This is a genomic window from Salinimicrobium sp. CAU 1759 (assembly GCF_054482715.1).
In genome coordinates this window covers 1,186,237-1,208,575 of record NZ_JBTLRK010000001.1, presented here as the reverse complement: position 1 = coordinate 1,208,575, position 22,339 = coordinate 1,186,237, and the positions used below count along the sequence as shown (strand labels likewise).

The 22,339-nt window shown below is 44.3% G+C and carries 21 protein-coding genes; 5 read left to right on the top strand and 16 right to left on the bottom strand.

All coding sequences use genetic code 11. From position 1 onward, the window contains the following. Nucleotides 1-118 precede the first annotated feature (118 nt). The 7 genes from aroA to ACXYMT_RS05470 are packed head-to-tail and all read right to left on the bottom strand — an operon-like array spanning nucleotide 119 to nucleotide 5,428. Complete coding sequence (aroA, locus tag ACXYMT_RS05500) at nucleotides 119-1,351, bottom strand: 3-phosphoshikimate 1-carboxyvinyltransferase (protein WP_459058082.1); 1,233 nt, start codon at nucleotides 1,349-1,351, stop codon at nucleotides 119-121. 3 nt (nucleotides 1,352-1,354) lie between these two features. Continuing rightward, nucleotides 1,355-1,615 carry a hypothetical protein gene (locus tag ACXYMT_RS05495; RefSeq protein ID WP_459058081.1) on the bottom strand — a complete coding sequence of 87 codons (261 nt, stop codon included), beginning with the start codon at nucleotides 1,613-1,615 and terminating at the stop codon, nucleotides 1,355-1,357. Next, nucleotides 1,616-1,942: a nucleotide pyrophosphohydrolase gene (locus tag ACXYMT_RS05490; protein WP_459058080.1), complete on the bottom strand. Its 327-nt coding sequence runs from the start codon at nucleotides 1,940-1,942 to the stop codon at nucleotides 1,616-1,618. Between the two features lie 51 nt (nucleotides 1,943-1,993). Continuing rightward, nucleotides 1,994-2,446 (bottom strand): D-aminoacyl-tRNA deacylase, encoded by a 453-nt coding sequence (dtd, locus tag ACXYMT_RS05485; RefSeq protein ID WP_459058079.1) that lies wholly within the window; start codon nucleotides 2,444-2,446, stop codon nucleotides 1,994-1,996. Next, nucleotides 2,443-3,399, bottom strand: coding sequence for a ribosome small subunit-dependent GTPase A (rsgA, locus tag ACXYMT_RS05480; RefSeq protein WP_459058078.1), 957 nt, complete (start codon nucleotides 3,397-3,399; stop codon nucleotides 2,443-2,445). Before rsgA ends, dtd begins: the two co-directional genes overlap by 4 nt. Nucleotides 3,400-3,416: 17 nt before the next feature. Continuing rightward, on the bottom strand, nucleotides 3,417-4,499 hold the full coding sequence (locus ACXYMT_RS05475) for a chorismate mutase (RefSeq protein WP_459058077.1): 1,083 nt from the start codon (nucleotides 4,497-4,499) through the stop codon (nucleotides 3,417-3,419). A 56-nt stretch (nucleotides 4,500-4,555) separates the two neighbouring features. After that, nucleotides 4,556-5,428: a prephenate dehydratase gene (locus ACXYMT_RS05470; protein WP_459058076.1), complete on the bottom strand. Its 873-nt coding sequence runs from the start codon at nucleotides 5,426-5,428 to the stop codon at nucleotides 4,556-4,558. 287 nt (nucleotides 5,429-5,715) lie between these two features. On the opposite strand from ACXYMT_RS05470, the gene gldA reads away from it, so the two are divergent. Further along, the gene (gene gldA / locus ACXYMT_RS05465) at nucleotides 5,716-6,615 is read left to right on the top strand and encodes a gliding motility-associated ABC transporter ATP-binding subunit GldA (RefSeq protein ID WP_459058075.1); all 900 of its coding nucleotides are present in this window, start codon (nucleotides 5,716-5,718) and stop codon (nucleotides 6,613-6,615) included. A 403-nt stretch (nucleotides 6,616-7,018) separates the two neighbouring features. Here the strand turns inward: gldA and ACXYMT_RS05460 are convergent, their stop codons facing one another. Genes ACXYMT_RS05460 through ACXYMT_RS05435 form a run of 6 tightly spaced genes read right to left on the bottom strand, consistent with a single transcriptional unit; the run spans nucleotide 7,019 to nucleotide 12,729 of the window. After that, on the bottom strand, nucleotides 7,019-7,789 hold the full coding sequence (locus tag ACXYMT_RS05460) for a head GIN domain-containing protein (protein WP_459058074.1): 771 nt from the start codon (nucleotides 7,787-7,789) through the stop codon (nucleotides 7,019-7,021). After that, a complete protein-coding gene (locus ACXYMT_RS05455; protein ID WP_459058073.1) occupies nucleotides 7,786-8,877 on the bottom strand; it encodes an acyloxyacyl hydrolase in 1,092 nt (363 codons plus the stop codon). The genes ACXYMT_RS05460 and ACXYMT_RS05455 overlap by 4 nt, the downstream gene beginning before the upstream one ends. Nucleotides 8,878-8,895: 18 nt before the next feature. Next, a complete protein-coding gene (locus ACXYMT_RS05450) occupies nucleotides 8,896-9,321 on the bottom strand; it encodes an OsmC family protein (RefSeq protein WP_459058072.1) in 426 nt (141 codons plus the stop codon). Then, nucleotides 9,318-10,394, bottom strand: coding sequence for a homoserine dehydrogenase family protein (locus ACXYMT_RS05445; RefSeq protein ID WP_459058071.1), 1,077 nt, complete (start codon nucleotides 10,392-10,394; stop codon nucleotides 9,318-9,320). Before ACXYMT_RS05445 ends, ACXYMT_RS05450 begins: the two co-directional genes overlap by 4 nt. Then, on the bottom strand, nucleotides 10,357-11,370 hold the full coding sequence (locus tag ACXYMT_RS05440; RefSeq protein WP_459058070.1) for an alpha/beta fold hydrolase: 1,014 nt from the start codon (nucleotides 11,368-11,370) through the stop codon (nucleotides 10,357-10,359). The genes ACXYMT_RS05445 and ACXYMT_RS05440 overlap by 38 nt, the downstream gene beginning before the upstream one ends. 54 nt (nucleotides 11,371-11,424) lie before the next feature. Then, complete coding sequence (locus ACXYMT_RS05435; RefSeq protein WP_459058069.1) at nucleotides 11,425-12,729, bottom strand: O-acetylhomoserine aminocarboxypropyltransferase/cysteine synthase family protein; 1,305 nt, start codon at nucleotides 12,727-12,729, stop codon at nucleotides 11,425-11,427. Nucleotides 12,730-13,855: 1,126 nt separating this feature from the next. Between ACXYMT_RS05435 and metK the strand changes: the two genes are divergently transcribed. Then, nucleotides 13,856-15,115 carry a methionine adenosyltransferase gene (metK, locus tag ACXYMT_RS05430; RefSeq protein ID WP_459058068.1) on the top strand — a complete coding sequence of 420 codons (1,260 nt, stop codon included), beginning with the start codon at nucleotides 13,856-13,858 and terminating at the stop codon, nucleotides 15,113-15,115. Between the two features lie 153 nt (nucleotides 15,116-15,268). On the opposite strand, the gene ACXYMT_RS05425 is transcribed toward metK, so the two are convergent. Beyond that, complete coding sequence (locus tag ACXYMT_RS05425) at nucleotides 15,269-15,649, bottom strand: PH domain-containing protein (protein ID WP_459058067.1); 381 nt, start codon at nucleotides 15,647-15,649, stop codon at nucleotides 15,269-15,271. A gap of 129 nt (nucleotides 15,650-15,778) precedes the next feature. Between ACXYMT_RS05425 and ACXYMT_RS05420 the strand changes: the two genes are divergently transcribed. The 3 genes from ACXYMT_RS05420 (at nucleotide 15,779) to ACXYMT_RS05410 (ending at nucleotide 18,872) form a co-directional block, all read left to right on the top strand. Then, a complete protein-coding gene (locus ACXYMT_RS05420) occupies nucleotides 15,779-17,143 on the top strand; it encodes an acyl-CoA dehydrogenase family protein (protein ID WP_459058066.1) in 1,365 nt (454 codons plus the stop codon). Between the two features lie 151 nt (nucleotides 17,144-17,294). Beyond that, nucleotides 17,295-18,215 carry a 2-hydroxyacid dehydrogenase gene (locus ACXYMT_RS05415; protein WP_459058065.1) on the top strand — a complete coding sequence of 307 codons (921 nt, stop codon included), beginning with the start codon at nucleotides 17,295-17,297 and terminating at the stop codon, nucleotides 18,213-18,215. Nucleotides 18,216-18,425: 210 nt separating this feature from the next. Then, nucleotides 18,426-18,872: a universal stress protein gene (locus tag ACXYMT_RS05410; protein ID WP_459058064.1), complete on the top strand. Its 447-nt coding sequence runs from the start codon at nucleotides 18,426-18,428 to the stop codon at nucleotides 18,870-18,872. Between the two features lie 204 nt (nucleotides 18,873-19,076). Here the strand turns inward: ACXYMT_RS05410 and ACXYMT_RS05405 are convergent, their stop codons facing one another. Together ACXYMT_RS05405 and ACXYMT_RS05400 are read right to left on the bottom strand one after the other, a co-directional pair. After that, nucleotides 19,077-21,527, bottom strand: a complete 2,451-nt coding sequence (locus ACXYMT_RS05405) for a zinc-dependent metalloprotease (RefSeq protein ID WP_459058063.1) — start codon at nucleotides 21,525-21,527, stop codon at nucleotides 19,077-19,079. Between the two features lie 180 nt (nucleotides 21,528-21,707). Then, nucleotides 21,708-22,244: a hypothetical protein gene (locus ACXYMT_RS05400; protein WP_459058062.1), complete on the bottom strand. Its 537-nt coding sequence runs from the start codon at nucleotides 22,242-22,244 to the stop codon at nucleotides 21,708-21,710. Between the last annotated feature and the right edge of the window lie 95 nt (nucleotides 22,245-22,339).

Below are 22,339 nucleotides of genomic sequence, written 5' to 3'. Positions count from 1 at the left end.
TAGATTTTAAGAAGCTGCAAATATACAACCTCAGGATAGGGGTTGTCAAGTAAATACGCCTTTATTTAAGAAATGTCTTAATTCATGCGGTCACACGTCCATATCTATTGAAGATATTTTATTTATCCTCAACTTCTTCTGAAGAAATTTCGAGCTTGCTCAGGTCTTCCCAAAAACCCGGAAAGGATTTACTAACCACTCCCGCATCTCTTATCTTTATAGGTACTTTTAAAGCCAGCGGAGCGAATGCCAGTGCCATCCGGTGATCATGATATGTGTCTATGCTCACATTTGGTTTCATCTCTCTTGAAGCTGAAAGTTCCAAAGAATCCTTAGTGATCTCCACCTGTCCCCCGAGTTTCTCCAGCTCATTCTTCAATGCCTGAAGCCTGTCGGTTTCTTTGATCCTCAAGGTGTGCAGGCCGGTAAATTCTGCTGCTATTCCCAATCCAAAGCAGGTGACTGCAATGGTTTGAGCGAGATCGGGACTGTTAGAAAGGTCCAGTTGCAGTTTTTCCGGAAGTAATGTCTGCACTTTTTCCAGTTTTATCTCAGCATCCAAAAATGTGGTTTTCACGCCTAATTTTTTGTAGATGTCTACCACACTTCTATCGCCCTGCAGACTTTGGTCGCGATATGAACTCAGATAAATTTCTGCCGACTCACTCAGAGCCGCAAGGCTGTAGAAATAAGAAGCCGAACTCCAGTCAGATTCCACAGTTATTTCTTTTGCAGGCACAGAAGCTACAGGAGCAATTGAAATTTTGTTATTATTAAAGCTACCGCTTATCCCACACTCCTGAAGTAACTGAAGTGTCATTTCGATGTATGGCACTGATGTTACTTTTCCCTCGAGATGTATGTTCAAACCTTCAGGAAGGGAAGCCGCAATGAGCATCAAAGCCGATATATACTGGCTGCTGATGTTGGCCTTGACAGTGACTTCATTCTTCAAAAGCTTCTTTCCTTTTATTCTCAAGGGAGGAAAACCTTCATTTTTTTCATAAGAGATTTCTGCCCCTAATTCCCTGAGCGCATCTACAAGTATCGCTATAGGACGCTCCTGCATACGCTCACTTCCGGTTAGAACCACTTCCCGGCCTTCCTTGGATGCAAAATAAGCCGTTAAAAAACGCATGGCAGTACCTGCGTGGTGAATATCTATCACCTCTTCATTTGAGGCCAGGGCTTTTTGTAGCACCCCGGTATCATCACTGTTAGAAAGATTTTTAATCTTAATTTCGGGAAACTGTGCCTGCAGAATAAGCAGCCTGTTAGATTCACTTTTTGAACCCGTAACAGAGATCTTTCCGGAGAGTTTCCGGCTATTGGAAGTGAGTTGCAGGTGCATGGGCTATTCTCTTTTGAAGTTCTTACGCCTGCTGGTCATATACATGGCATACACCAAACTTATCGCCGCTTTGACCAGGAAGTATTCCACCCACTTTCCATTGGCAAATTCATCCTGATAAATGACTGCAAAATCTCCCGAAATGATCTGCCTGAAATGCGAAATGATCAAAGAAAGTCCAACGAATATCACAAAGAAAATTGTACCCAGTTGCAATACCTTGACCCAATAATCTGAATTTTTAAGATCTTCTAAAATGCGCATTTATTGTAATTTTTCATTGTTCTTATGACGATCCTTGTCGCGCTGAGTTTTTAGGTTCAGTTTCTTGTCAAAAGACTCCTGTAGATCTATTCCGGTTTGGTTTGCAAGACAAAGCACTACAAAGACTACATCGGCCAATTCTTCCCCAAGATCTTTAGCTTTATCGCTCTCTTTTTCACTCTGCTCGCCGTATCGGCGGGCAATGATCCTGGCTACTTCGCCCACCTCCTCGGTTAGCTGAGCCATATTGGTAAGTTCGTTAAAATACCTCACCCCGTGCTCCTTTATCCAGTCATCAACAGCTTTTTGAGAATCCTTTATGTTCATAGTTTAAAAAAATTAAACCCTTTCAGGGTTTGTAACCCTGAAAGGGTTATTCTATTCCTTATTTTTCGAGTCCAAAAGTATCGTTACAGGCCCATCATTCAATAACTCAACCTTCATGTCTGCACCAAATTCTCCCGTACCAACAGGTTTACCTATTTCTGCTTCCAGCTGCTTTACAAATTTTTCGTAAAGTGGAATTGCAACTTCAGGCTTTGCAGCCTTTATATAGCTAGGTCTGTTCCCTTTTTTGGTGCTGGCATGAAGTGTAAACTGACTTACAACTATAGCGTCTCCGTCAACATCCAGCAGGGAATCATTCATAATTCCATTACTGTCATTGAAGATCCGCATGTTTGCTATTTTTCGGCACAGCCAGATAATGTCTTCCTCATTATCGGCATCCTCGATGCCCAATAGAATCAACAATCCCCATCCAATTTCTGCCTTTTTAACACCTTCTATAGTCACTGAAGCTTTAGAAACCCTCTGTACTACTGCTCTCATTCCTGTTCGTAATTATCTATACGATATTGTTGATCGTCCTCTCCTTTGAGGATCTGCACATAACTTTTATAGCGGGACCAGGGAATTTCTCCGGCGTCGAGGGCCTCCTTCACGGCACATTTAGGTTCTTCCAGGTGCAGGCAGTTATAGAATTTACAATCTTGTTTCCTCGCAAAGAATTCAGGAAAATAATCTCCCAATTCCTCTTTTTCAATGTCTACAACCCCAAAACCTTTAATACCGGGCGTGTCGATGATCCTTGCTCCAAAGCTTAGGTCATACATTTCAGCAAATGTTGTGGTATGTTGGCCCTGCTTGTAGAGATCTGAGATTTCACGTGTCTTCAATTCCAGTCCCGGTTCTATGGCATTTATCAAAGTTGATTTTCCTGTACCGCTATGTCCGGAGATCATACTGGTCTTGTCATGCATAAGCTCCTTCACCTGCTCCACATTCTTCCCGTTCTTTGCTGAGATCCCTATACATTGATAACCGATTTGCCGGTACATAGCAGCCAGATATTTCACCTCGGCCAGCTCATCTTCATTATAAGTATCGATCTTGTTGAATAGCAGGATCACCTTGATATCATAAGCCTCTGCAGTTACCAGGAACCGATCTATAAAAACAGTGAAAGTTGGTGGATTGTTCAGCGTGACCAGTAAAAAGGCCTGATCTATATTCGCAGCAATTATGTGGGTTTGTTTCGACAGGTTGACCGACTTCCGGATAATGTAATTCTCCCGATCCTTTATTTCGGTAATTACTCCGTTCATCTCCTCGTCACTGCCTTCTTCCGCCTTAAATTCTACCCTATCCCCAACAGCCACAGGATTTGTACTCTTTATACCCTTGATCCTGAATTTTCCTTTGATACGGCATTGATAGAACCGCCCGTCATCGGCTTTTACGTGATACCAGCTTCCGGTAGATTTATAAACGGTTCCTGTCATGCTGCAAAAATGCGAAATTATTCGCTAATAACCTTTTTCTGATGGTTTATCGACTCCTGGTGAATGGCTTTGAAAATTCGCATAATGAATTCTTCGCTAAGACCGTTCTCCTGCCCTTCTGAGGTCATCTTGTCCAGGATCTCGCTCCAACGCTGATTTTGCAGAATAGCAACATTCTGTTCTTTTTTAGCCTTACCTATTTCATCTGAAATTTTCATTCTCCTTGAAAGCACGTCCAACAATTGAGTGTCGGCAATATCTATCATTGCTCTGAGATTTTTGAGTTTTGCCTGAAATTCCTCGCTTTCAGAAACCTCTTTCCTTATTCTAAGATCCTGCATGTACTGCACCAGGGTGGCCGGAGTGATCTGCTGGGCCGCGTCGCTCCAGGCATTGTCCGGGTCATAATGAGTTTCAACCATGAGTCCGTCATAATTGAGGTCCAGCGCTGTTTGACAAAGATCAAAGATCGAAGTGCGGTTACCTGCGATATGTGAAGGATCCAGGATCAATGGCAGATCAGGAAATTTGGTCTGTAGATCGATGGGGATCTGCCATTCAGGATTATTTCTGTACCTGGTTTTTTCATAGGTCGAAAAACCACGATGGATCACTCCCAAATTCTTAATATCATTGGTGTACAAACGCTCTACTGCCCCCAGCCATAAAGAAAGATCGGGATTTACGGGGTTTTTGACCAGCACAACTTTATCAGTACCCTTAAGAGCATCGGCGATCTCCTGGATAATAAATGGTGAAACTGTGGTACGGGCTCCAATCCAGAGGATATCGATGTCATGCTTCATCGCCAATTCCACATGATTGGGATTGGCAACCTCGGTGGTGGTCAACATTCCTGTTTCCTCTTTTGCTTTCTGAAGCCATTTCAAACCTAAAGCCCCTACTCCTTCAAAATTTCCGGGGCGGGTTCTGGGTTTCCATATTCCTGCCCGCAATACATTCACATCTGTATCCTTAAGTTGATGTGCGATCTTGAGAACCTGTTCTTCGGTTTCTGCACTACACGGTCCTGCGATCACAAGTGGATGTTCCAATCCAAAATTATCTAACCAGGTTCTTAGCTCTTTTTTATTTTCCATATTTTTAAATTATAATATTGCGGTGCTAAACCTTCAGGGAGACCGCCAATTACTTATTATTTTTTCGCTACCGAGGCAGAAGCAGGAACTGAGGCCAAAGCTTCTAAACCGTTTTGATAAGTTCCAAGGATCTTCAGCTCCTCGGTCATTACCTCCAGAATTTCCATCGCCCGGACAAATCTCTCAGGCTCATCAAAAATGACATCTATGAAAAAAGCGTATTTCCATGGCATTTCTATGACCGGAACGCTCTGTATCTTTGTCATATCAAGGTTAAAATCCCGAAGAATATTTAATGCACTCACCAGACTGCCATGGCGGCTTTCCATAACAAATTTAATGGAAGCTTTGTTGGGGGAGATCTGCCGGGTTCGATTTTCTTCAGTAGCCGAAAGTACAAGGAAGCGGGTAGTATTACTTTTTATAGTGTGAATGCCATTTGCCAGGATCTCCAGTCCAAAAAGCTCGGCTGCCGTTTGACTCGCTACAGCTGCGGAATGTTGAGAATTATTTTCTGAGATCCTTTTCGCTACCGAAGCTGTATCTGCATCTTCAACCAGCCTTATATGCGGATAATTGCTGAAGAATTCCTTACACTGCAGCAGGGCCATGGGATGAGAAAATACTTTTTTTATGTCCTCGATCTTTCTTCCCGGCACTGCCATAAGGTTCATCTGAATTGGGATATAATGCTCTCCAATGATCTTCAGGTTGTTCTCATCTATTAAGGCATAATTGGGAAGGATAGAGCCTGCAATTGAATTCTCAATGGCCATTACCGCCTTCTGTGACTGGCCTGTTGTGAGGCTCTTTACTACCTCTCCAAATGACATACATTCCTCTACAAGCACATCCAGGCCAAAATACTCCCTCGCTACCTGATGGTGAAATGATCCCTCGATTCCCTGAATTGCAATTTTTTCTTCCATATATATATATCAAAAAAAAATCCCGATGCTTACATCGGGATTTCAGTTATTATATAATTTTAATTATACGGCACTCCCGATCCTATCTCTGTTATAGAAATAAAAGTAATACCAGGCGTTCCAGATAAATAAAATTTTCATTGTCATTTCTGTGAATGGCTAATGTAGTACATATTTTCAGAAAACGATATTTTTTCCTGAAAAAATCACGAGAACGATTTCGCTAATTTGCCAAAGCAGAAGTTCGCCTTTTGAAAAAGTTGATTTACTTTTGGGAAAAAGCTGCTATGTCCATTCAGGTTAACAAGATCACCAAATTTTACGGGGAGCAAAAAGCGCTCGATGAAGTTTCCTTTACCATCCAAAAAGGGGAAATTGTAGGCTTCCTTGGGCCCAATGGAGCAGGTAAATCGACCCTAATGAAGATCCTCACGGGCTATTTACAGCCATCCTCGGGAGAAGCCAGCGTGAATGGTTTTCCTCTTTCTGAAGACATGCTTGAAGCTCAAAAAAGTACTGGTTATTTGCCCGAACACAACGCGCTTTATACAGATATGTATGTGAGGGAATATCTGGAATTCAATGCGCTCATTTATAAGGTGCCAAAAAAGCGAATTGAAGAGGTAATTCTTCAAACCGGACTTTCACCGGAAGCCAATAAGAAGATCGACCAGCTTTCCAAAGGCTACCGCCAAAGAGTGGGCATTGCAAATGCCCTTTTACACGATCCTGAAGTGCTTATCCTCGATGAACCTACCACCGGACTCGATCCTAATCAGTTGGTGGAAATAAGAGAGCTCATCAAAAACATTGGAAAAGAAAAGACCATATTGTTCTCTACGCACATCATGCGGGAGGTCGAAGCCCTGTGCGAGCGGGTGATCATCATCAACAAGGGACACATCGTGGCCGATAAGCGCCTGGAAGATCTGCGAGATGAGCAGGTACAGATCATTGAGGTGGAATTTGACTACCGGATCGAAGAAATCGCTTTGCAGCGCCTGCCAAATTTACTGAACATCAAAAACACCGGTGGCTTTGTTTACGAACTCAGCTTTGAGACCGAAAAGGACATGCGGCCCACGGTTTTCGACTTTGCCCATGACAACGGATTAAAAACCCTGCAGCTGAATAGAAAAAATAAGAATCTCGAAAGTTTATTTTCAGAATTGACGCTGAAGAAGTAGCCTTTTCAACCCTTTCAGGGTTCCAAACCCTGAAAGGGTTACTTGCAGAGTTAGCGCCGGAGGTGCGGAATATTTACAGATAATATTATTCCGGGGAATAAAGAGCGCCGGAGGTGCGAAATATTTAAAAGCAACCTTATTATAGCGGATTGTAAATAGGCGCCATCTAGGGAGTATAAAGTTGGGCTAAAGCCCTGCAGGAAAATTTTTATTAGCCTCCGGCTAAAGCCGGAGACTATTCATTCTTATTTTATCTATTTGCTGACGCAAATCTGTGATTTTCTTCATTATGAAACCTCGTTATTCTTCCTGTTGGCGCGGATCTGATTTTCTTCACGGTTTATAAACCCTCGTAATCCTTTCTGTTAGCGCGGCTGTGATCCGTGCCGATACATATCACATTTTACTCGAAGATCAACCTCCCCGAATAAAACACCTCCACCTCAACTACCGGCGGGCGGTTCACAGAGATCACATCTCCCGTACTTCGTATCTCGCCCTTCAAAACCTGCTGCGGATTCACGATGAGCTTATTTGTTCCGCGGTGTTGGATCTCTACTGTCCCGGCTTTTAGCTCCCTTGCTTCTACTCTGCCATCTCCATTTGCCATGAACAGGTTCAGATGATCTGTCTCTCCCTTCAAAAAAAAATTTGAGAAATCGTCTCCCGTCACCCGCACATGATCTGAAACCAAATGCAGATCAAAATCTCCTACCGTATAAACACCCTTAGCTCTTTCCTGGTTAAGACTTCGGAGCCAGATGTTCTTAAAATGCAATTCTCCCACACTTTTTATAACCCGGTTCCCGGCATTTTGAAGCCAGGTAAGATTGGGGGCGGTGACGTAGATGCTGGTAACATCATAATCCCTCACAAAGTTGCAGCCGTTGTCATTCCGCAGAATGAGTCTGCCATCAACTACTTCAGCAGAGATCTCGTTCATGAGGTTTTCTCCGGTTTTTACCACTACACGGTGCTCTGCACCCTGTTCAATAAAAAGCTCGATGTCTTCATAAACAATGAGTTCATCAAAGGCTTCAACTACAAATTCCTTTTCTATGATCCTTCCGGCGGTTTGGAAACAGTCGGGGGCATCTTCGGTGTTACAACCCATAAATATGAGCAGTCCCAAAAAGGGGGAAATCAGCAGGTATTTTTTCAGTAGCTGTTTCATAGGCGATAACCGATTGAAAATTCCACTGCTTCGGCATTGGCACCATGGGAGCGGACGGTTACCGACCCAAAAAGGTCATTCCAGATCTCTCTTTGCAGCCCCACCCGGTTGTAAATTCTATCAACATATTTATCGTAAGGATAATAAACATAATATCCCAGGTGCGTAATTAGCGAAAGTTTCCTGAACGTCAATTGATGCCCTGCAAAGATGCCCACCCTTTTCGAATCTTCATCTCCCGCCGACCCGTCTAGCGGAAAAGCGACCGAGTGAAAATAAATATACTCTTCCATCGCTCTGGAAAGGAACAATTCTGCTCCCGCCTGTAAGGTGCTTTTGTGGTTCAAAGACTTATCGGCGTAAGCTGAAAGTGTCAGGAAAGGATAAGATTCAGATCCTATGACGCCTGTGGTATTGACTCCGCTGCGCAAAACAAAGTTGTACCTAAGGGGTGCCGAAAATGGCATTTTTGGATCCTTAGGAATGAATTCTCTTTGAGATTCGTGATTGAAGTCGTAATTCAATCCGGCGCTCAAGGCGAGGGTGTTGGTGGAGCTGTTTGGAGATTTAAAATCGGCGTTAGAATAATGTATAAGGGAAAGCCCGGTCTGGAAGCCGAGGCCGCCAATGATATTCTCGAACTGCAGGTTTCCGGTGAAGATCGTGGAGCTTAAGATCCGGGAGCCGTAGGCGTTGTTACGGTAGTTATCATCCGGGTGATATGGTTTTGTCGTTACCGCAAGCCCCTGCCCTACTTTCAGCAAAAGGTGTCGCTTCAGAAAATAAAATCCGAGATGTGCATAGGCTCCAAAATTCTTTCCTAAATGCTCATTTTTGAGATCCTGGTAAGAGAGCGAAAATCCGACGTTTGGATAGTTATAACGCCGCTCCCAGGCTTGATCACCATAGGTCTTCCGGTTGAAATGCAGCAGCACTCCATAAGGATGCTCCGTGATCAAATGCGAGATGTTCGGGTTGTGCTCCCAAATGCTGCCGTAGAAATAATTCGCCTCAACAGAATAATGTTTCTCCTGCGAGAAAGCAATTTGGCTAAGGCAAATTAAAACGAGAAGCAGCAGTTTTCGCATGGGGGACCGGCGCCGGAATTATTTCTTTACCGGCGAACCGTTCAGGATAACTTCTGTGGTGATCTCGGCAGTTTTTTCCAGCATTTTTGCAACCGAACAATATTTCTCTAAAGAAAGATCTACTGCTCTTTTAGCTTTGTTTTCCGGAATTTCCCCGTCAATAGTGATCTTTAGGTGAATCCTGGTAAAAACATTGGGAACGGCACCATCAACTCTAAAACCTTCCACATCCATCTCCAGATTAGTCATCTCGAGTTGCTGTTTTTTTAGGATCATAACGATGTCAATTCCGCTACAGCCGGCGATTCCCATGAGCAGCAATTCCATTGGGCTGGCGCCCTGCGGATTCGGTTCACTCTTGTTATCGAGCTGCACCACATCGCCGCGCTCATTAGTAGTTTCAAAATGGTAATTATCGTTGAGCCTTTTTAGATGGATCTTCATGAGGGTAATTTTTCCGCTAATTTAATTAAATCTGTAAGAACTCCGCGCGCCGTCACTGCAGCTCCTGCCCCTGCTCCTTTGATCACCAGCGGCTGCTCGCCATAAGATTCGGTAAAGATCTCAAAGGAAGAGTCGGCGTTTTGCAGACTTCCCAGAGCTGAAGTTCTCTTTTCGGTCACCAGCTTTACGTCCAAAACTCCGGTTTGCAGGTCCAGCTCCCCCACATGCCGTATCACCTCGTCCTGCTTTAACTCTTTCTTGAATTTTAAAAAGAGTGGATCCAGATCAACTTTATTCTTCTGAAAGTTCTCTAAAGTCGACTGCCCGTTGAGATGCGGCGGCACCAGATCTTGGATCGTAATCTCTTCAAATTCCTTCTCTAAGCCCAGCTCCCGTCCCAGGATCAATAGTTTTCTCGCCACATCCTTTCCGGAAAGATCCACGCGCGGATCGGGTTCTGTGAAACCTTTATCCCCCGCTTCGGCAAGTACTTCAGAAAACTTCTTTTCTTCAGCACAATAGGTGTTGAAAATGTAGCTGAGGGAGCCAGAAAATACTCCTCTTACTTTTGTCACCCGTTCGTTGGAACGATGGAAATTCCGCAGCGTCTCCACTATCGGCAGTCCGGCGCCCACATTGGTTTCATAGAAGAAATATTTGCCATGCTCCAGCAGTTTTTTCCGTAGTTCAGTATAAAATTGAGAGGAACGGGTGTTCGCCACCTTATTGGCAGCAACAATGTGAAATCCGGACTCAATGAGGCTGAAATAATTATCCACGAATTCCTCGCTGGCCGTAGCATCTACAGCGATCAAATTCTCATAATCCTGCTGCTGCACATACTCAATAATATCCCCGAGCTTATATGGAAAGCCGAACTTTTCGAGATCTGCCTCCCATGAAGGCTGCTGATTCTCCTTCTGAAAAAAGGCGGTAGTAGAATTAGCAATCACAGGAAGGTTCAGCTCCACTCCTTCTCTTTGCCGCAGCTGTTCGCGTGCCTCCAGCAGTTGGTTTGTGAGCTTACTTCCAACGTTACCTGTTCCAAAGAGTACTATGTTTATCTTTTTCATTATTGTCTTTTTTGGAATTAAAAATGGGCGCTAAAATCTGAGCCAGCTGCTCATATTCGATGAGAAAAGCGTCATGTCCATGGATGGATTTGATCTCATAGTAGCTTACATTCTCTTTTACTTCGGAAAGCTCCCGGTATGTTTTTCTTATCTCCTCCGGAAGGAAAAACAAATCGGAATCAATTCCCACCAAGTGAATATTCCCGCTGATTTCCTTTGCTACAGCTGAAGTCTCTCCATTCCCTCCTGAAATATCAATGGTGGTGAGTAGGTGGTTCATCAACTTATAGGCAGCAAGTTCAAAGCGACCTTCCAGCTTCCGGCCGTGATAGGTCAACCAATTCGCCACCTCGAACTGAAAATTCAGCTCATTCCTTTTCCTGCGGAATTTAGCCGAAAAGGATGTCGGAGTACGGTAAAAAGTCATGGCATGCATTCGCGCATCATGAACGGGATCTGAAGAATTATTCAGGATCTGGTCTTGTACCTTGCACTGCCCCAGCACCCAATCGGTCGCCTTGAGATCGGCAGCGATGGGGATCAGGTTTTGGATCAGGTTTGGTTTTAGGACCGCAAGATGCCAGGCCAGGGCGCCGCCAATGGAGCCTCCAATAGCAGCAAACAGGCTGTCGATCTTTATTTCTTCCAGAACCTGCACAAAGATCTTTGCAACATCATCCAGGCTGAATTCTGTATAATTGTGCAACAGATGCTCCTGTTTACCACCGGCGCCATTGCCTGGAATATTTATAGCCAGAATTGTAAAACTGTTGGTGTCGATGCATTTTCCAGGTCCTATTAATTCCTTCCACCAGCCATCTTCTCCCGTAACATTGGCATTTCCGGTAAGGGCGTGATTTACGAGCACCACAGGTGCAGTGCCTGCTTCCCTTCCAAAAAAGCGATAAAACACATGGATTTTCTGAAGGCTTCCTGCAGAATTTTCAAAGTCGGGTAGTATAATTTCTTTTAACATAGATCGGGTTTTAGCCGGAACAGCAGAATAACTTCCCGCTGTTCCGGATCCAAATTAAGCTGATTTAATTGCATTTTTGACAGGTATTTTCGCCAGCGCCTGCTCGAGGTCAGATTTTAGGTCTTCCAAATCTTCCAGCCCTACAGAAAGCCTCACCAGATCTTTGGTCACGCCTGTTGACTCCTGCTGTTCATCACTTAGTTGCTGATGTGTGGTACTGGCCGGATGAATAATTAAAGACTTGGTATCTCCAATGTTGGCAAGCAGAGAAAAGAGTTTGGTCTCATCGACCAGGACCTTCGCTGCTTCATAACCACCTTTTACTCCAAAAGTCACTACGCCACTCTGACCTTTTGGAAGGTATTTCTGAGCCAGCTTGTAATAAGCGCTGCTTTCCAGCCCCGGATAATTCACCCAGCTCACCTCTTCCTTTTGCTGCAACCATTTGGCCAGCGCCAAAGCGTTTTCACTGTGTTTTTTGATCCTTATTTCCAGCGTCTCTAGCCCCTGCAGGATCTGGAAAGCATTAAAAGGGCTCAGGGCCGCACCAAGGTCGCGTAGACCTTCTATCCTCACTTTGGCGATAAAGGCAGCTTCTTTTAAAACGTCGTGATAAACGAGTCCGTGGTAACCGGGAGAAGGTTCGGTGAATTCCGGGAATTTGCCGTTGCTCCAGTCGAATTTTCCGGCGTCGATGATGACTCCGCCGAGGGAAGTTCCGTTGCCCCCGATGTATTTAGTAAGCGAGTGGATCACCAGGTCGGCCCCGTATTCGATCGGCTTGACCAGCGCCGGAGTAGCGACGGTATTATCAACTATGAAAGGAACTTTATGTTCTTTAGCCACTGCAGAGATCGCCTCCAGGTCCAGCACGTCAAGCTTTGGATTCCCGAGAGATTCAACAAAAACAGCCCGGGTATTTTCCTTTACAGCTTTAGAGAAGTTCTCAGCATCCTGCGGATCCACAAAAGTGGTGGTGATGCCCAGGCGCGGTAAGGTAACGCTGAGGAGATTGTAAGTTCCGCCGTAGAGGCTGCTGGAAGCGACAATGTGATCTCCGGATTTAAGCAGCGTAAGCAGCGTGGTGCTGATCGCCGCCGTTCCCGATGCTGTCACCACAGCGGCAATTCCGCCTTCCAGAGCTGCCAGTCGCTGCTCTAAAATGTCATTGGTGGGGTTGTTTAGCCTTGTGTAGATAAATCCGGGTTCTGCCAGCGAAAAAAGATTTGCTGCATGATCTGAATCTTTGAAGACGTAAGAAGTGGTTTGATAAATAGGAACTGCTCTTGTTCCTCCGTTTGCTGCTACGTCATGCCCTGCGTGGAGAGCCTTTGTCGAAAAATTGTTTGTTGTACTCATTTTTTAAAGGATTAAGGTTTAAGGAATAATGGTTAATGGTTATTGTTAATAGTTAATTGTTTTCGGTTGTCGGTTGTCGGTTCTCAGTTGTCGGGTTTTATTGTCATCTCGACAGAGCATTTTCTTTCGGAGAAAGGAGATGCGATGAGAGATCTCATGCGGTTTTGTACTTGTGCTTTTTCGTCGTTGTTTAGAGTTATTTTATTCGTTGTTCATGACCTCTCGACTCCGCTCGAGGTGACAAAAAAGCTGATTAATTGAATTGGTTCTAAAAGAAAAAATCCCTTTGACTCGCTTGCCAAAGGGATTTTTAGTAACTGAATATATAACTAACTTAGATCCTCATTTTTTGGCAATAGCGGGTTGGTGCGCACATCATGCACATCATACAACACATCATCATCATTGCTACTGCTCTGTAATTTTTCATTTCTACTTTTTGCCTTTCCGGCCTCTTGTTTTTATTAGGTGTCAAAAATGCTTTTTTTAACACCTCTCTTTTATCGGTTTTTCTGAAACAAAAAAGCCGCTGCGGTGGCAGCGGCTTTTTGCTATTTTATCTTTTCAGATTCATGCAATAGGACGCGCTGCGGAAAGTCTCCACATCATACACATCATATTACAAATTACCTGGTTCATTTCTCGATTTTGTATGAAGCAAAGTTAACGACAGAAAATTTTAAGGAACAAATAAAATTCAGATTAATTTCATTTTTTGAGTATTGGTAGGGTTTTACAACTAATCTTTGCGGATCAGCAAATTTGCTCGTCACGGATTGTAAATCCGCGCCATCGGTTGCTAATTGTTTATTGATCATTGTTAATTGCTAATTGAAGCTGCGCTAAGGATTGAGCGGTTGTTGGAGCTCTCCCGCAGCCGGCAGGATGAGGGAAGCGACCCGCGAAAGCCTGACGGGACGACCGGGAGGTCGTGCCGGAGCGCCCAAATTATTCTTAAAACTAAGATAAAGCAGCTCATTTAAAACTATTTTTATACATTTGCTGCTCATATAATTCAGGGAAAAATTTGACTGATTGCAACCCTTAAAAATGCTAAAGCAGTGACAACTTCTCTAGCGCTTCACGTCAAATATTTTCTGAAAATAACTTTTAAAAAAGACGAAGCATGCCATATTTATTTACTTCAGAAAGTGTTTCTGAAGGCCACCCCGACAAAGTTGCCGACCAAATTAGCGATACGCTGCTTGACAATTTCCTTGCCTTTGATCCCGAATCTAAAGTTGCCTGCGAAACGCTCGTGACCACAGGACAGGTCGTTCTTGCCGGCGAGGTGAAGAGCGATACTTATCTCGATGTGCAGACCATTGCGCGGGATGTGATCAATGATATTGGATATACTAAAGGTGCGTATAAGTTCAGCGGGGATTCCTGCGGCGTGATCTCTTTGATCCACGAACAATCCCAGGACATCAACCAGGGAGTTGACCGCGGAAACAAGGAAGAACAGGGTGCCGGCGACCAGGGAATGATGTTTGGCTATGCGACCAGGGAAACTGAGAACTACATGCCGCTGGCGCTGGACATTTCCCACAAAATTCTCATCGAGCTGGCGAAGCTGCGTCGGGAAAATAACGAGATCACTTACCTGCGACCAGATTCCAAGAGCCAGGTAACCATTGAATACAGCGATGACAACGTGCCGCAACGCATCGTTTCTATTGTTGTTTCTACGCAGCATGACGAATTTGATGAGGATGATCAAAAAATGCTCGACAAGATCAAAAAGGACATTATTGAGATCCTTATGCCACGGGTGATCGAACAACTTCCCGAATACGTCCAAAAACTGTTCAACGACAAAATCACCTACCACATCAACCCAACCGGAAAATTTGTTATTGGCGGACCTCACGGGGATACCGGACTTACGGGAAGAAAGATCATCGTAGATACTTACGGCGGAAAAGGTGCTCACGGCGGGGGTGCATTTTCAGGAAAAGATCCGAGTAAGGTGGATAGATCGGCTGCTTATGCGGCGCGGCATATCGCCAAAAACCTTGTAGCTGCCGGCGTGGCTGACGAGGTTCTGGTTCAGGTTTCTTACGCCATCGGAGTTGTGGAACCAACTTCTATCCTTGTGGAAACCTATGGTTCTAAAAAGGTTGATCTTTCTCACGGGGAGATTGCACAAAAGGTGCTTGAGATCTTTGACATGCGACCTTCGGCTATTGAATCACGATTAGGTCTTAGAAATCCTATCTACCGCGAGACTTCGGCTTACGGTCACTTCGGAAAAGAACCACGTACAGAACGAAAAGTTTTTAAAAGTCCCTACAATGGCGAAAAAACTGTGGAAGTAGAGCTGTTCACCTGGGAAAAACTGAACTACGTAAATGAGGTGAAAAAAGCCTTTGGGTTGAATTAGTAGTGACTATTAAATTATTCGAATAGAAATAAGAAAACCCGGAGCAAACGCTTCGGGTTTCGTTTTTAAGAGGTTTCAAAAATAACATTTTTGAAACCTTATTTTTTTGATCATCAGGAAGATTTTGTCCTCCGGATGTTATAATTAGGATTTCTACTTAAGCACATGATGAGCTAAAAGCTTCTGAACCTCATACACATTAACAGATTTATTGAACTTTCTACTCACACTGGGTTGCTGTTCTGAAGAGATCCATATCTTCAGTTCGGCATCCAGATCAAAAGTACCTGCGGTCTCCACACTAAATCGCGAAATACTCTTGTAGCCAATGGAAAGGTATTGAGTCTTGCTACCGGTTAAGCCTTGCTTATCCACCAGGATCAGTCTCTTATTGGTGAAGATAAAGGTGTCTCTAAAGATCTTAAAGCCGGCTTCAATAGTTTCAGATTCGAATAGCAACTGCCCGTAATCGCTCTGCAATTTTTGATTATCAACTGCCCCGGCATTGCCCATTAATGATGAAAATATTCCCATAAAATAAATTTTATCCGGTAATTTAATACATTTAACTGAAATCCTCTGCTGCTCAACAGCAGGTTGCTTTGAGAAAGCTTTAACAGGCTGCCGTTTCTTTAATCCCTATTTTTAGAAAAACCTGAAATTATGGCCTTCTTCGGAAAAGTTAGAAACACCATCAATCTCCTCAAGAACATCGATCTCGATCAATTGGCAAAGATCAATAAGCAAATCAACCTCTCTGAAGCCATGCAAACCCTGGGACAGCTGGATGAAAATCAGCTTAAGGGGCTCATGAAAATGCTGAAGACAAAACGCCGGAAAGGGCAGGCCGATCTTCCGCCTATTGATGGAGATTTTTACAACCTCGATTTGAAACTTACCGAAGAGCAGCGCGAATTACAGCTGAAGGTGCGGAATTTCATGGAAGATGAAATACGGCCACTGGTGAATGATCACTGGAACAGGGCGAAATTTCCGTTCGAGATCATAGAAAAATTCAAGAAGCTAAATATTACCGGAGTGCCGTATGAAGGCTACGGCTGCCCTAATTTACCCTTTTTAATGGAAGGCATCATTGCCCAGGAAATTGCCCGGGTTGACGTTTCCATCTCCACCTTTTTTGGGGTTCACAGCGGGCTTGCCATGGGTTCTATCTATCTCTGCGGAAGCGAGGAGCAAAAGCAGGAATGGTTGCCAAAAATGCAAAAACTGGAAGTCATTGGTGCCTTTGGTCTAACCGAACCCAATGTAGGAAGCGGTGTGGCCGGCGGACTAGAAACTACCTGCAAGTTTGATGGTGAAAACTGGATACTCAACGGACAAAAAAAATGGATTGGAAATGCCACTTTTGCCGATGTCATCGTAATCTGGGCCCGGGATGAAGATTCCAATCAGGTGAAGGGATTCCTGGTAAGAAAAGATAACCCCGGATTCACCGCCGAAAAGATGGAGGATAAAATGGCACTGCGAATCGTGCAGAATGCACTTATCACCCTTACCGACTGCAGAATTCCCGAGAGCGACCGACTTCAAAAAGCAGAATCGTTTAAGGACACTGCAAAAGTACTGAGAATGACCCGTGCCGGAGTAGCCTGGCAAGCGGTGGGCTGTGCAAGAGGGGCCTATGAGAGCGCGCTAAAATACACTAAGAAGAGAGAGCAGTTTGGGAGGCCAATCGCCTCTTATCAATTGATTCAGAATCACCTGGTGGAAATGATCGCCAACCTGACCTCCATGCAAACGCTGTGTTTTAGACTTTCAGAATTACAGGACCAGGACCTGCTAAAAGATGAGCACGCCTCCCTGGCGAAAGTTTATACAAGCATGAGAATGCGGGATGTGGTAAGCCGCGCCCGTGAGGTCATGGGTGGAAATGGAATTCTGCTGGAATACGACGTGGCCCGCTTTGTCGCCGATGCCGAGGCGATTTACAGCTATGAAGGAACCAAAGAGATCAACTCTCTCATCGTGGGAAGAGCGATCACGGGATACAGTGCATTTGTGAGTTAGTTCGGAGTCGAGAGTTCGGAGTCGAGAGAGTTCAGAGTTCGGAGTTGAGAGTTCGGAGTGTAAAATTTGGATTTTGGAATTTGGAATTTGGAATATAAATAGAATGAAAATATCTTCTACTAACTATCAACTACAGACTAAAGACTAAAAAATGTCCTTTCTAATCGTAAGTTCCCAAAGAGATCCCAAAGATTGGGTAGAGGCCTTAAAAGCTGAAGCGCCCGATCTTGACCTGGAAGTGTATCCCGAAGTTAAAGATCCGGCAAAAGTGGAATTCGTACTCTCGTGGAAACATCCGCATGGGATCTATAAAGACTACCCAAACCTGAAGGTTATTGCTTCCATGGGTGCAGGAATAGATCATATCATCGAGGATCCCGATATTCCGGAGCATATAAAGATCACCCGAGTTATCGACGAGCAGCTCACCAAAGACATGAGTGTGTTTGTGCTCTCCCTCATTCTGGACCACCTTAGAAATCTTTCTTTTCATTACTGCAGTAAGGAATGGAATCCTAAGAAGTACCTGAGACCTGAAGATGTTCAGGTAGGGATCATGGGCATGGGCATTCTCGGCGTTGGAGTAGCCGAAACTCTCATCAGGAACCACTTTAACGTCACCGGCTGGTCCCGCACTAAAAAGGAAATTCTGGGAGTCACCACTTTTCATGGGAATGAACAGCTTCAGGAATTCCTGGAGGATAGTCGGGTGCTGGTGAATTTACTACCACTGACCTCCGAAACAAAAAACATCCTGAATAAAGACCTTTTTCAGAAGTTACCTGAAGGAGCCTATGTGATCAACGTTGCCCGCGGACCTCATCTCGTAGAGGAGGGTTTGGTGGAGATGATCGAAAAAGGGCATTTATCGGGTGCGGCTCTCGATGTGTTCAGGAAAGAACCATTACCTGAGGATCATCCTTTTTGGAGCAACGACAAAATAAAAATCACACCGCATATCGCCAGTGTAACACTTCCGAAAACCGTAGTTCCACAGATCCTGGACAACTACCACAGAATGAAAGAGGGGAAAGAGTTGGAGAACGTGGTTTCGAGAGAGAAGGAGTATTAATAGTAGACAGTGGTCGGTGGGCAGTGTTCAGAATTTTAGAAATTGAACTTTAAGAAGTACGAAGTTGACACAACTAATAACCCTGAACTGAAGTCATCTCGAGGATCCGCCCATCGGGCGGCAGGAAGTGTAGAGGTGACATGGAACCTGGAACCCGCAACAGATATGTGACAAAGGAAAACCACGAACTATAAACGATAAACTAAAACCATGACCGATCTAAAAAACATAGTAGTAGCCGTAGATTTTAACGATGCCGTTGGGGATCTTTTAGGATACGCCGAGGGGCTGGCAGAAAAATTTGGGGCTAAAGTCTGGGTGCTGCACGTAGCAGAACCCGATCCCGATTTTGTAGGTTATGAAGCCGGACCGCAGTACATAAGAGACTTCAAGGCCGAAGAATTTCGTGAAGAACATCGCAACCTGCAAATGTATTGTGACACCTTCTTAAGTGATAGCATTGAAAAGGAAGCTCTGTTGATACAGGGTTCAACTGTAGAAGCTGTACTAAAAGAAGCTCAAAAGCTCGAATCGGATCTGTTGATAGTGGGAACCCATAAGCACAGTTTCTTACATAACCTCCTGCAGGAAAGCGTTTCTCTGGAATTGCTGAAAAAAGCAGATATTCCAATGCTTACTATTCCTATAGATGAATAGACTTTTATCTGACCACTTTTAATTAAGATTTATAGAGGTATAAAAAAACCCCGAAGAACTCCGATGATTTTTGATCTTGTTGCAAGCCAATCCCCGGAGAAGCCTCAAATTTGAACATTAAAAGATGATCCCGCAGGCTCAAAAAATCAAAAAACCCCGTGCTTTACGGGGTTTTGGAATAACTAAGAATTAAACGATTATCGGCTAGGCATCTACATCAAGAGCACGGTCTATTCTTGCAATAAGATCGTTCCAGTGATAGACGGTAAGTTTATCATTCGTGCGGGATCTTCGCGATCTCAGATCTTTTTTAAGCTGTTCGATCTCACCACGCATCAGAGCAATAATATCACTTTGTGTTATATCATTGTTGCCTTCGCCCGCCAACTGCTGTACATATCCTGTCGCAGCATCGACATATGCACGCTGAATATTTCTTCTATAAGCATCCACTTCAGTACCTCGATAAAGTTCACTGAAAATTCCTCTTCGCAGGTCGTTCATCATTTCTACAGGAGCGTAAGCTTCATTGCCGTTCAGCTGTTCATTGGTGAACATACGTTGTAAACGATCCTCGTTCAGCAAATTGTCAAGCGATCTTCCCTGCAAACTCTGAATTCTCTCTAGAGTTCCCGAAGATTCTATTCTTCCAAGTAGATCTTCGTTCAGCAGCCAGTGCGGCGTGGTGAAAGCATGTTCATTTAAAAAGGCAATTGCAGCTTCTTGTTTTTCTTTAGGCACGTGCGTATACACAGTTCCTTCCTGGTCTGCTGTTTTACGGGTTTCATAGATCCCGCCAACATTTGCCACCACGTGGTTAATGTAGCCTCTCCACATGCCGTTAAGTTCACGGTAAACCTCCTCGAGGTCATCATAATCCTGATTGTCTTTTTGAGTCCACTTCACAAGATTTGGCACTACCCTTTTCAGGTTTGCGAGTCCATATTCGCTGGCCTTGATCTGGTCTGCCCCAAGGCTCTCTCTTTGAGACTGCGGATCAATTCCGCCGTAACCGCTTCCGAATTCATAAACAGGATCACCGGCTTTTTCAAGGATCCAATCGCTAAGGATCTGCTTTTCTTCCTGGGTGGTAGCTTCGGGAATATATCGGTATCCCCAGTTGATCGCGTAAAGGTCGTAAGGTCCCATCATCCTGATGTAACGCACTCCTTCATCTCCCGGCTGTGCCACATAATTTACCCGGGCGTAATCCATAATAGATGGTGTCAAACCATATTTCTGGGTGAATTCCTTGGAACGTAACGAATCTGTAGGATAGGCTGAACTTGCCTTCATATTGTGCGGCAATCCAAGTGCATGCCCTACCTCGTGAGCAATTACCATTCGCATCATTTCCCCAATCTCTTCTTCGGGAGTATTTAATGTGCGGGCAGATTCCAGCTGGGCGCCCGCCTCGATCATGTAGCGATTTCTATACGAACGCAGGTGGTTGTGATACCATACAATGTCACTTTCAATGATCTCCCCTGTACGCGGATCGGTCACAGAAGGCCCCATGGCATTACGGGTGGTGCTGGCTACATAACGAACGACAGAGTAGCGCACATCCTCGGGACTAAATTCGGGATCTTCCTCTTTTGTTGGAGGATCTTTGGCAATAACTGCATTTTTAAAACCTGCAGCTTCAAAAGCTACATTCCAGTCTTCAATACCCTGCTTGAAATAAGGTCTCCATTTTTCTGGAGTAGCCGGGTCAAGATACCATACGATTGGTTTCACCGGCTCCACCAGTTCACCTCTTTTATATGCCTCAATATCTTTTGGTACCAGCTTCCAGCGATTGATAATTGAATAATCATCTGCCTTTAGCTCTGCCGAGTTATAATCATATTTACGGGTAGTGAACCAGCCCACACGATGATCGGCCAGGCGTGGCTGCATTTTATCTTCCGGAAGCAGGATCATAGACTGGTTCATAAGCATAGAAATAGTTCCTGCCTGCTCTCTTTCGGGTGGTTCTTCAGCTTCATAGGTCATCACATGCTTCACCTCAATATTTTTTGGATATGCATGAGCTGATTCAATGTAAGAACGACTTTTGTCCAGTCGCTTCACCTTGTATCGTTTTCTGAGCGAAGCCGAAACTCCGTTGATCGCATCCACCTCTTCCTCAAAAAGATCTCCGGCTTCAATTACTGCGGAAGTCTTATCGTCGTTGAAAGCAACGATCTTTGAACTGAAGAGGATAGGAAAGAAATTATTTGCCCGTACCGACTGGTAAATAGGAGAACCTTCTTCACTTTCGTTCTCAAAGCTTATCACCTTCATGTCGATGTAATTGCCACGGCGGGTCCAGCGCACTACCTGTTCATTCACTTTTGAACCGGCATTGACATAGCCGCCGCCATAGCTGGCAGGCACACCTGCAATACGACTTACCAGCAGCATGTCTTTCTCCAACAGCTCAAGCGGAATTTCAAAGTAAAGCTTATCCCCAACAAAGTGGGTGTTGAAAAGGCCTTCATCGCTCTTGGCTTCAGCGGTAATGACTTCGGAATATGGTTTAATGTCGCCCTTTGTTTTTTGCGCCGGGGCCTTGGCGGAATCTTTCTTTGCATCGGACGCTGCCTTGGGGGTTTGACAACCAAACCCTACGGCCAGCAACAGCCCGTACATCGGTAACTTTTTTATCATGGGTAAATGGAATTTTTAAGTTTCCCAAGATAACTAATGAAGTTAGAAGTACGAAATTAGAATTTAGGACTATTCTGAACCCAGATTGTAATTTTTGAATTTTCTCATAGGTGTCAATAATATACCCGGATAATTATTAATCGATAATTGATCATTGATTATTGATCATTGATCATTGATCTAATAAAGTCTATAGAAGAATTTGAGTCCGGCGGAAGGTTGGAGAAATCCTGAACCAATTATATCCAGGTCACCCGACACAGCCTCTGTCCTTTCCTTTTTTGCAGTATTCTTATCCATGAGCATGAGCATAACCCCTGCCTCGAGTGCAACGCCAAATTGAGGAGTAAGATTAAAATCCCTCCCAAGCCGTGGAACCAGCAACAGGTTCATCCTTTTTTCCCACTCTCCTTCGCTGCTCATATAGGTAAGGCCCGATTTGACATACCAGGGACGTAGATCTGTTTGCCCGGAGCTTCCGCCGAAATGATAGTAATAATCTCCTGATACAGTAAAATTTTGATTCTTGTAACCCGGACTGGTTCCAAGCGCAATTCCATACTGGTTTTGATCTATCTGCATTCTCAGCCCGATATTTACCATTTCGGGGGTGCCGAATCCACCGGTGATATTAAGCTCTGCCTGCGCCAGCAGGGGATTAACAGAGAGAAAGAAGATCAGGCAAAAAGCAAGGAGTCCAAAAATGTTGTTTTTCATAATTAAAATAGTTGCCGGAACAATTGGATTTATCCATTCCCATCAGGTTATAAATGTCGTATCGCACAACAGCAAAACCTCTACAATTTATATTA

Coding starts and splice junctions, on each gene's coding strand:
- ACXYMT_RS05460 (WP_459058074.1), bottom strand. CDS start 7,789: ATGAAACAGCTACTGAAAAAATACCTGCTGATTTCCCCCTTTTTGGGA.
- aroA (WP_459058082.1), bottom strand. CDS start 1,351: ATGCACCTGCAACTCACTTCCAATAGCCGGAAACTCTCCGGAAAGATC.
- ACXYMT_RS05435 (WP_459058069.1), bottom strand. CDS start 12,729: ATGAGTACAACAAACAATTTTTCGACAAAGGCTCTCCACGCAGGGCAT.
- ACXYMT_RS05475 (WP_459058077.1), bottom strand. CDS start 4,499: ATGGAAAATAAAAAAGAGCTAAGAACCTGGTTAGATAATTTTGGATTG.
- ACXYMT_RS05440 (WP_459058070.1), bottom strand. CDS start 11,370: ATGTTAAAAGAAATTATACTACCCGACTTTGAAAATTCTGCAGGAAGC.
- ACXYMT_RS05445 (WP_459058071.1), bottom strand. CDS start 10,394: ATGAAAAAGATAAACATAGTACTCTTTGGAACAGGTAACGTTGGAAGT.
- dtd (WP_459058079.1), bottom strand. CDS start 2,446: ATGAGAGCAGTAGTACAGAGGGTTTCTAAAGCTTCAGTGACTATAGAA.
- ACXYMT_RS05415 (WP_459058065.1), top strand. CDS start 17,295: ATGTCCTTTCTAATCGTAAGTTCCCAAAGAGATCCCAAAGATTGGGTA.
- ACXYMT_RS05405 (WP_459058063.1), bottom strand. CDS start 21,527: ATGATAAAAAAGTTACCGATGTACGGGCTGTTGCTGGCCGTAGGGTTT.
- ACXYMT_RS05420 (WP_459058066.1), top strand. CDS start 15,779: ATGGCCTTCTTCGGAAAAGTTAGAAACACCATCAATCTCCTCAAGAAC.
- ACXYMT_RS05455 (WP_459058073.1), bottom strand. CDS start 8,877: ATGCGAAAACTGCTGCTTCTCGTTTTAATTTGCCTTAGCCAAATTGCT.
- ACXYMT_RS05495 (WP_459058081.1), bottom strand. CDS start 1,615: ATGCGCATTTTAGAAGATCTTAAAAATTCAGATTATTGGGTCAAGGTA.
- ACXYMT_RS05490 (WP_459058080.1), bottom strand. CDS start 1,942: ATGAACATAAAGGATTCTCAAAAAGCTGTTGATGACTGGATAAAGGAG.
- ACXYMT_RS05425 (WP_459058067.1), bottom strand. CDS start 15,649: ATGGGAATATTTTCATCATTAATGGGCAATGCCGGGGCAGTTGATAAT.
- metK (WP_459058068.1), top strand. CDS start 13,856: ATGCCATATTTATTTACTTCAGAAAGTGTTTCTGAAGGCCACCCCGAC.
- ACXYMT_RS05410 (WP_459058064.1), top strand. CDS start 18,426: ATGACCGATCTAAAAAACATAGTAGTAGCCGTAGATTTTAACGATGCC.
- ACXYMT_RS05470 (WP_459058076.1), bottom strand. CDS start 5,428: ATGGAAGAAAAAATTGCAATTCAGGGAATCGAGGGATCATTTCACCAT.
- ACXYMT_RS05400 (WP_459058062.1), bottom strand. CDS start 22,244: ATGAAAAACAACATTTTTGGACTCCTTGCTTTTTGCCTGATCTTCTTT.
- gldA (WP_459058075.1), top strand. CDS start 5,716: ATGTCCATTCAGGTTAACAAGATCACCAAATTTTACGGGGAGCAAAAA.
- rsgA (WP_459058078.1), bottom strand. CDS start 3,399: ATGACAGGAACCGTTTATAAATCTACCGGAAGCTGGTATCACGTAAAA.
- ACXYMT_RS05450 (WP_459058072.1), bottom strand. CDS start 9,321: ATGAAGATCCATCTAAAAAGGCTCAACGATAATTACCATTTTGAAACT.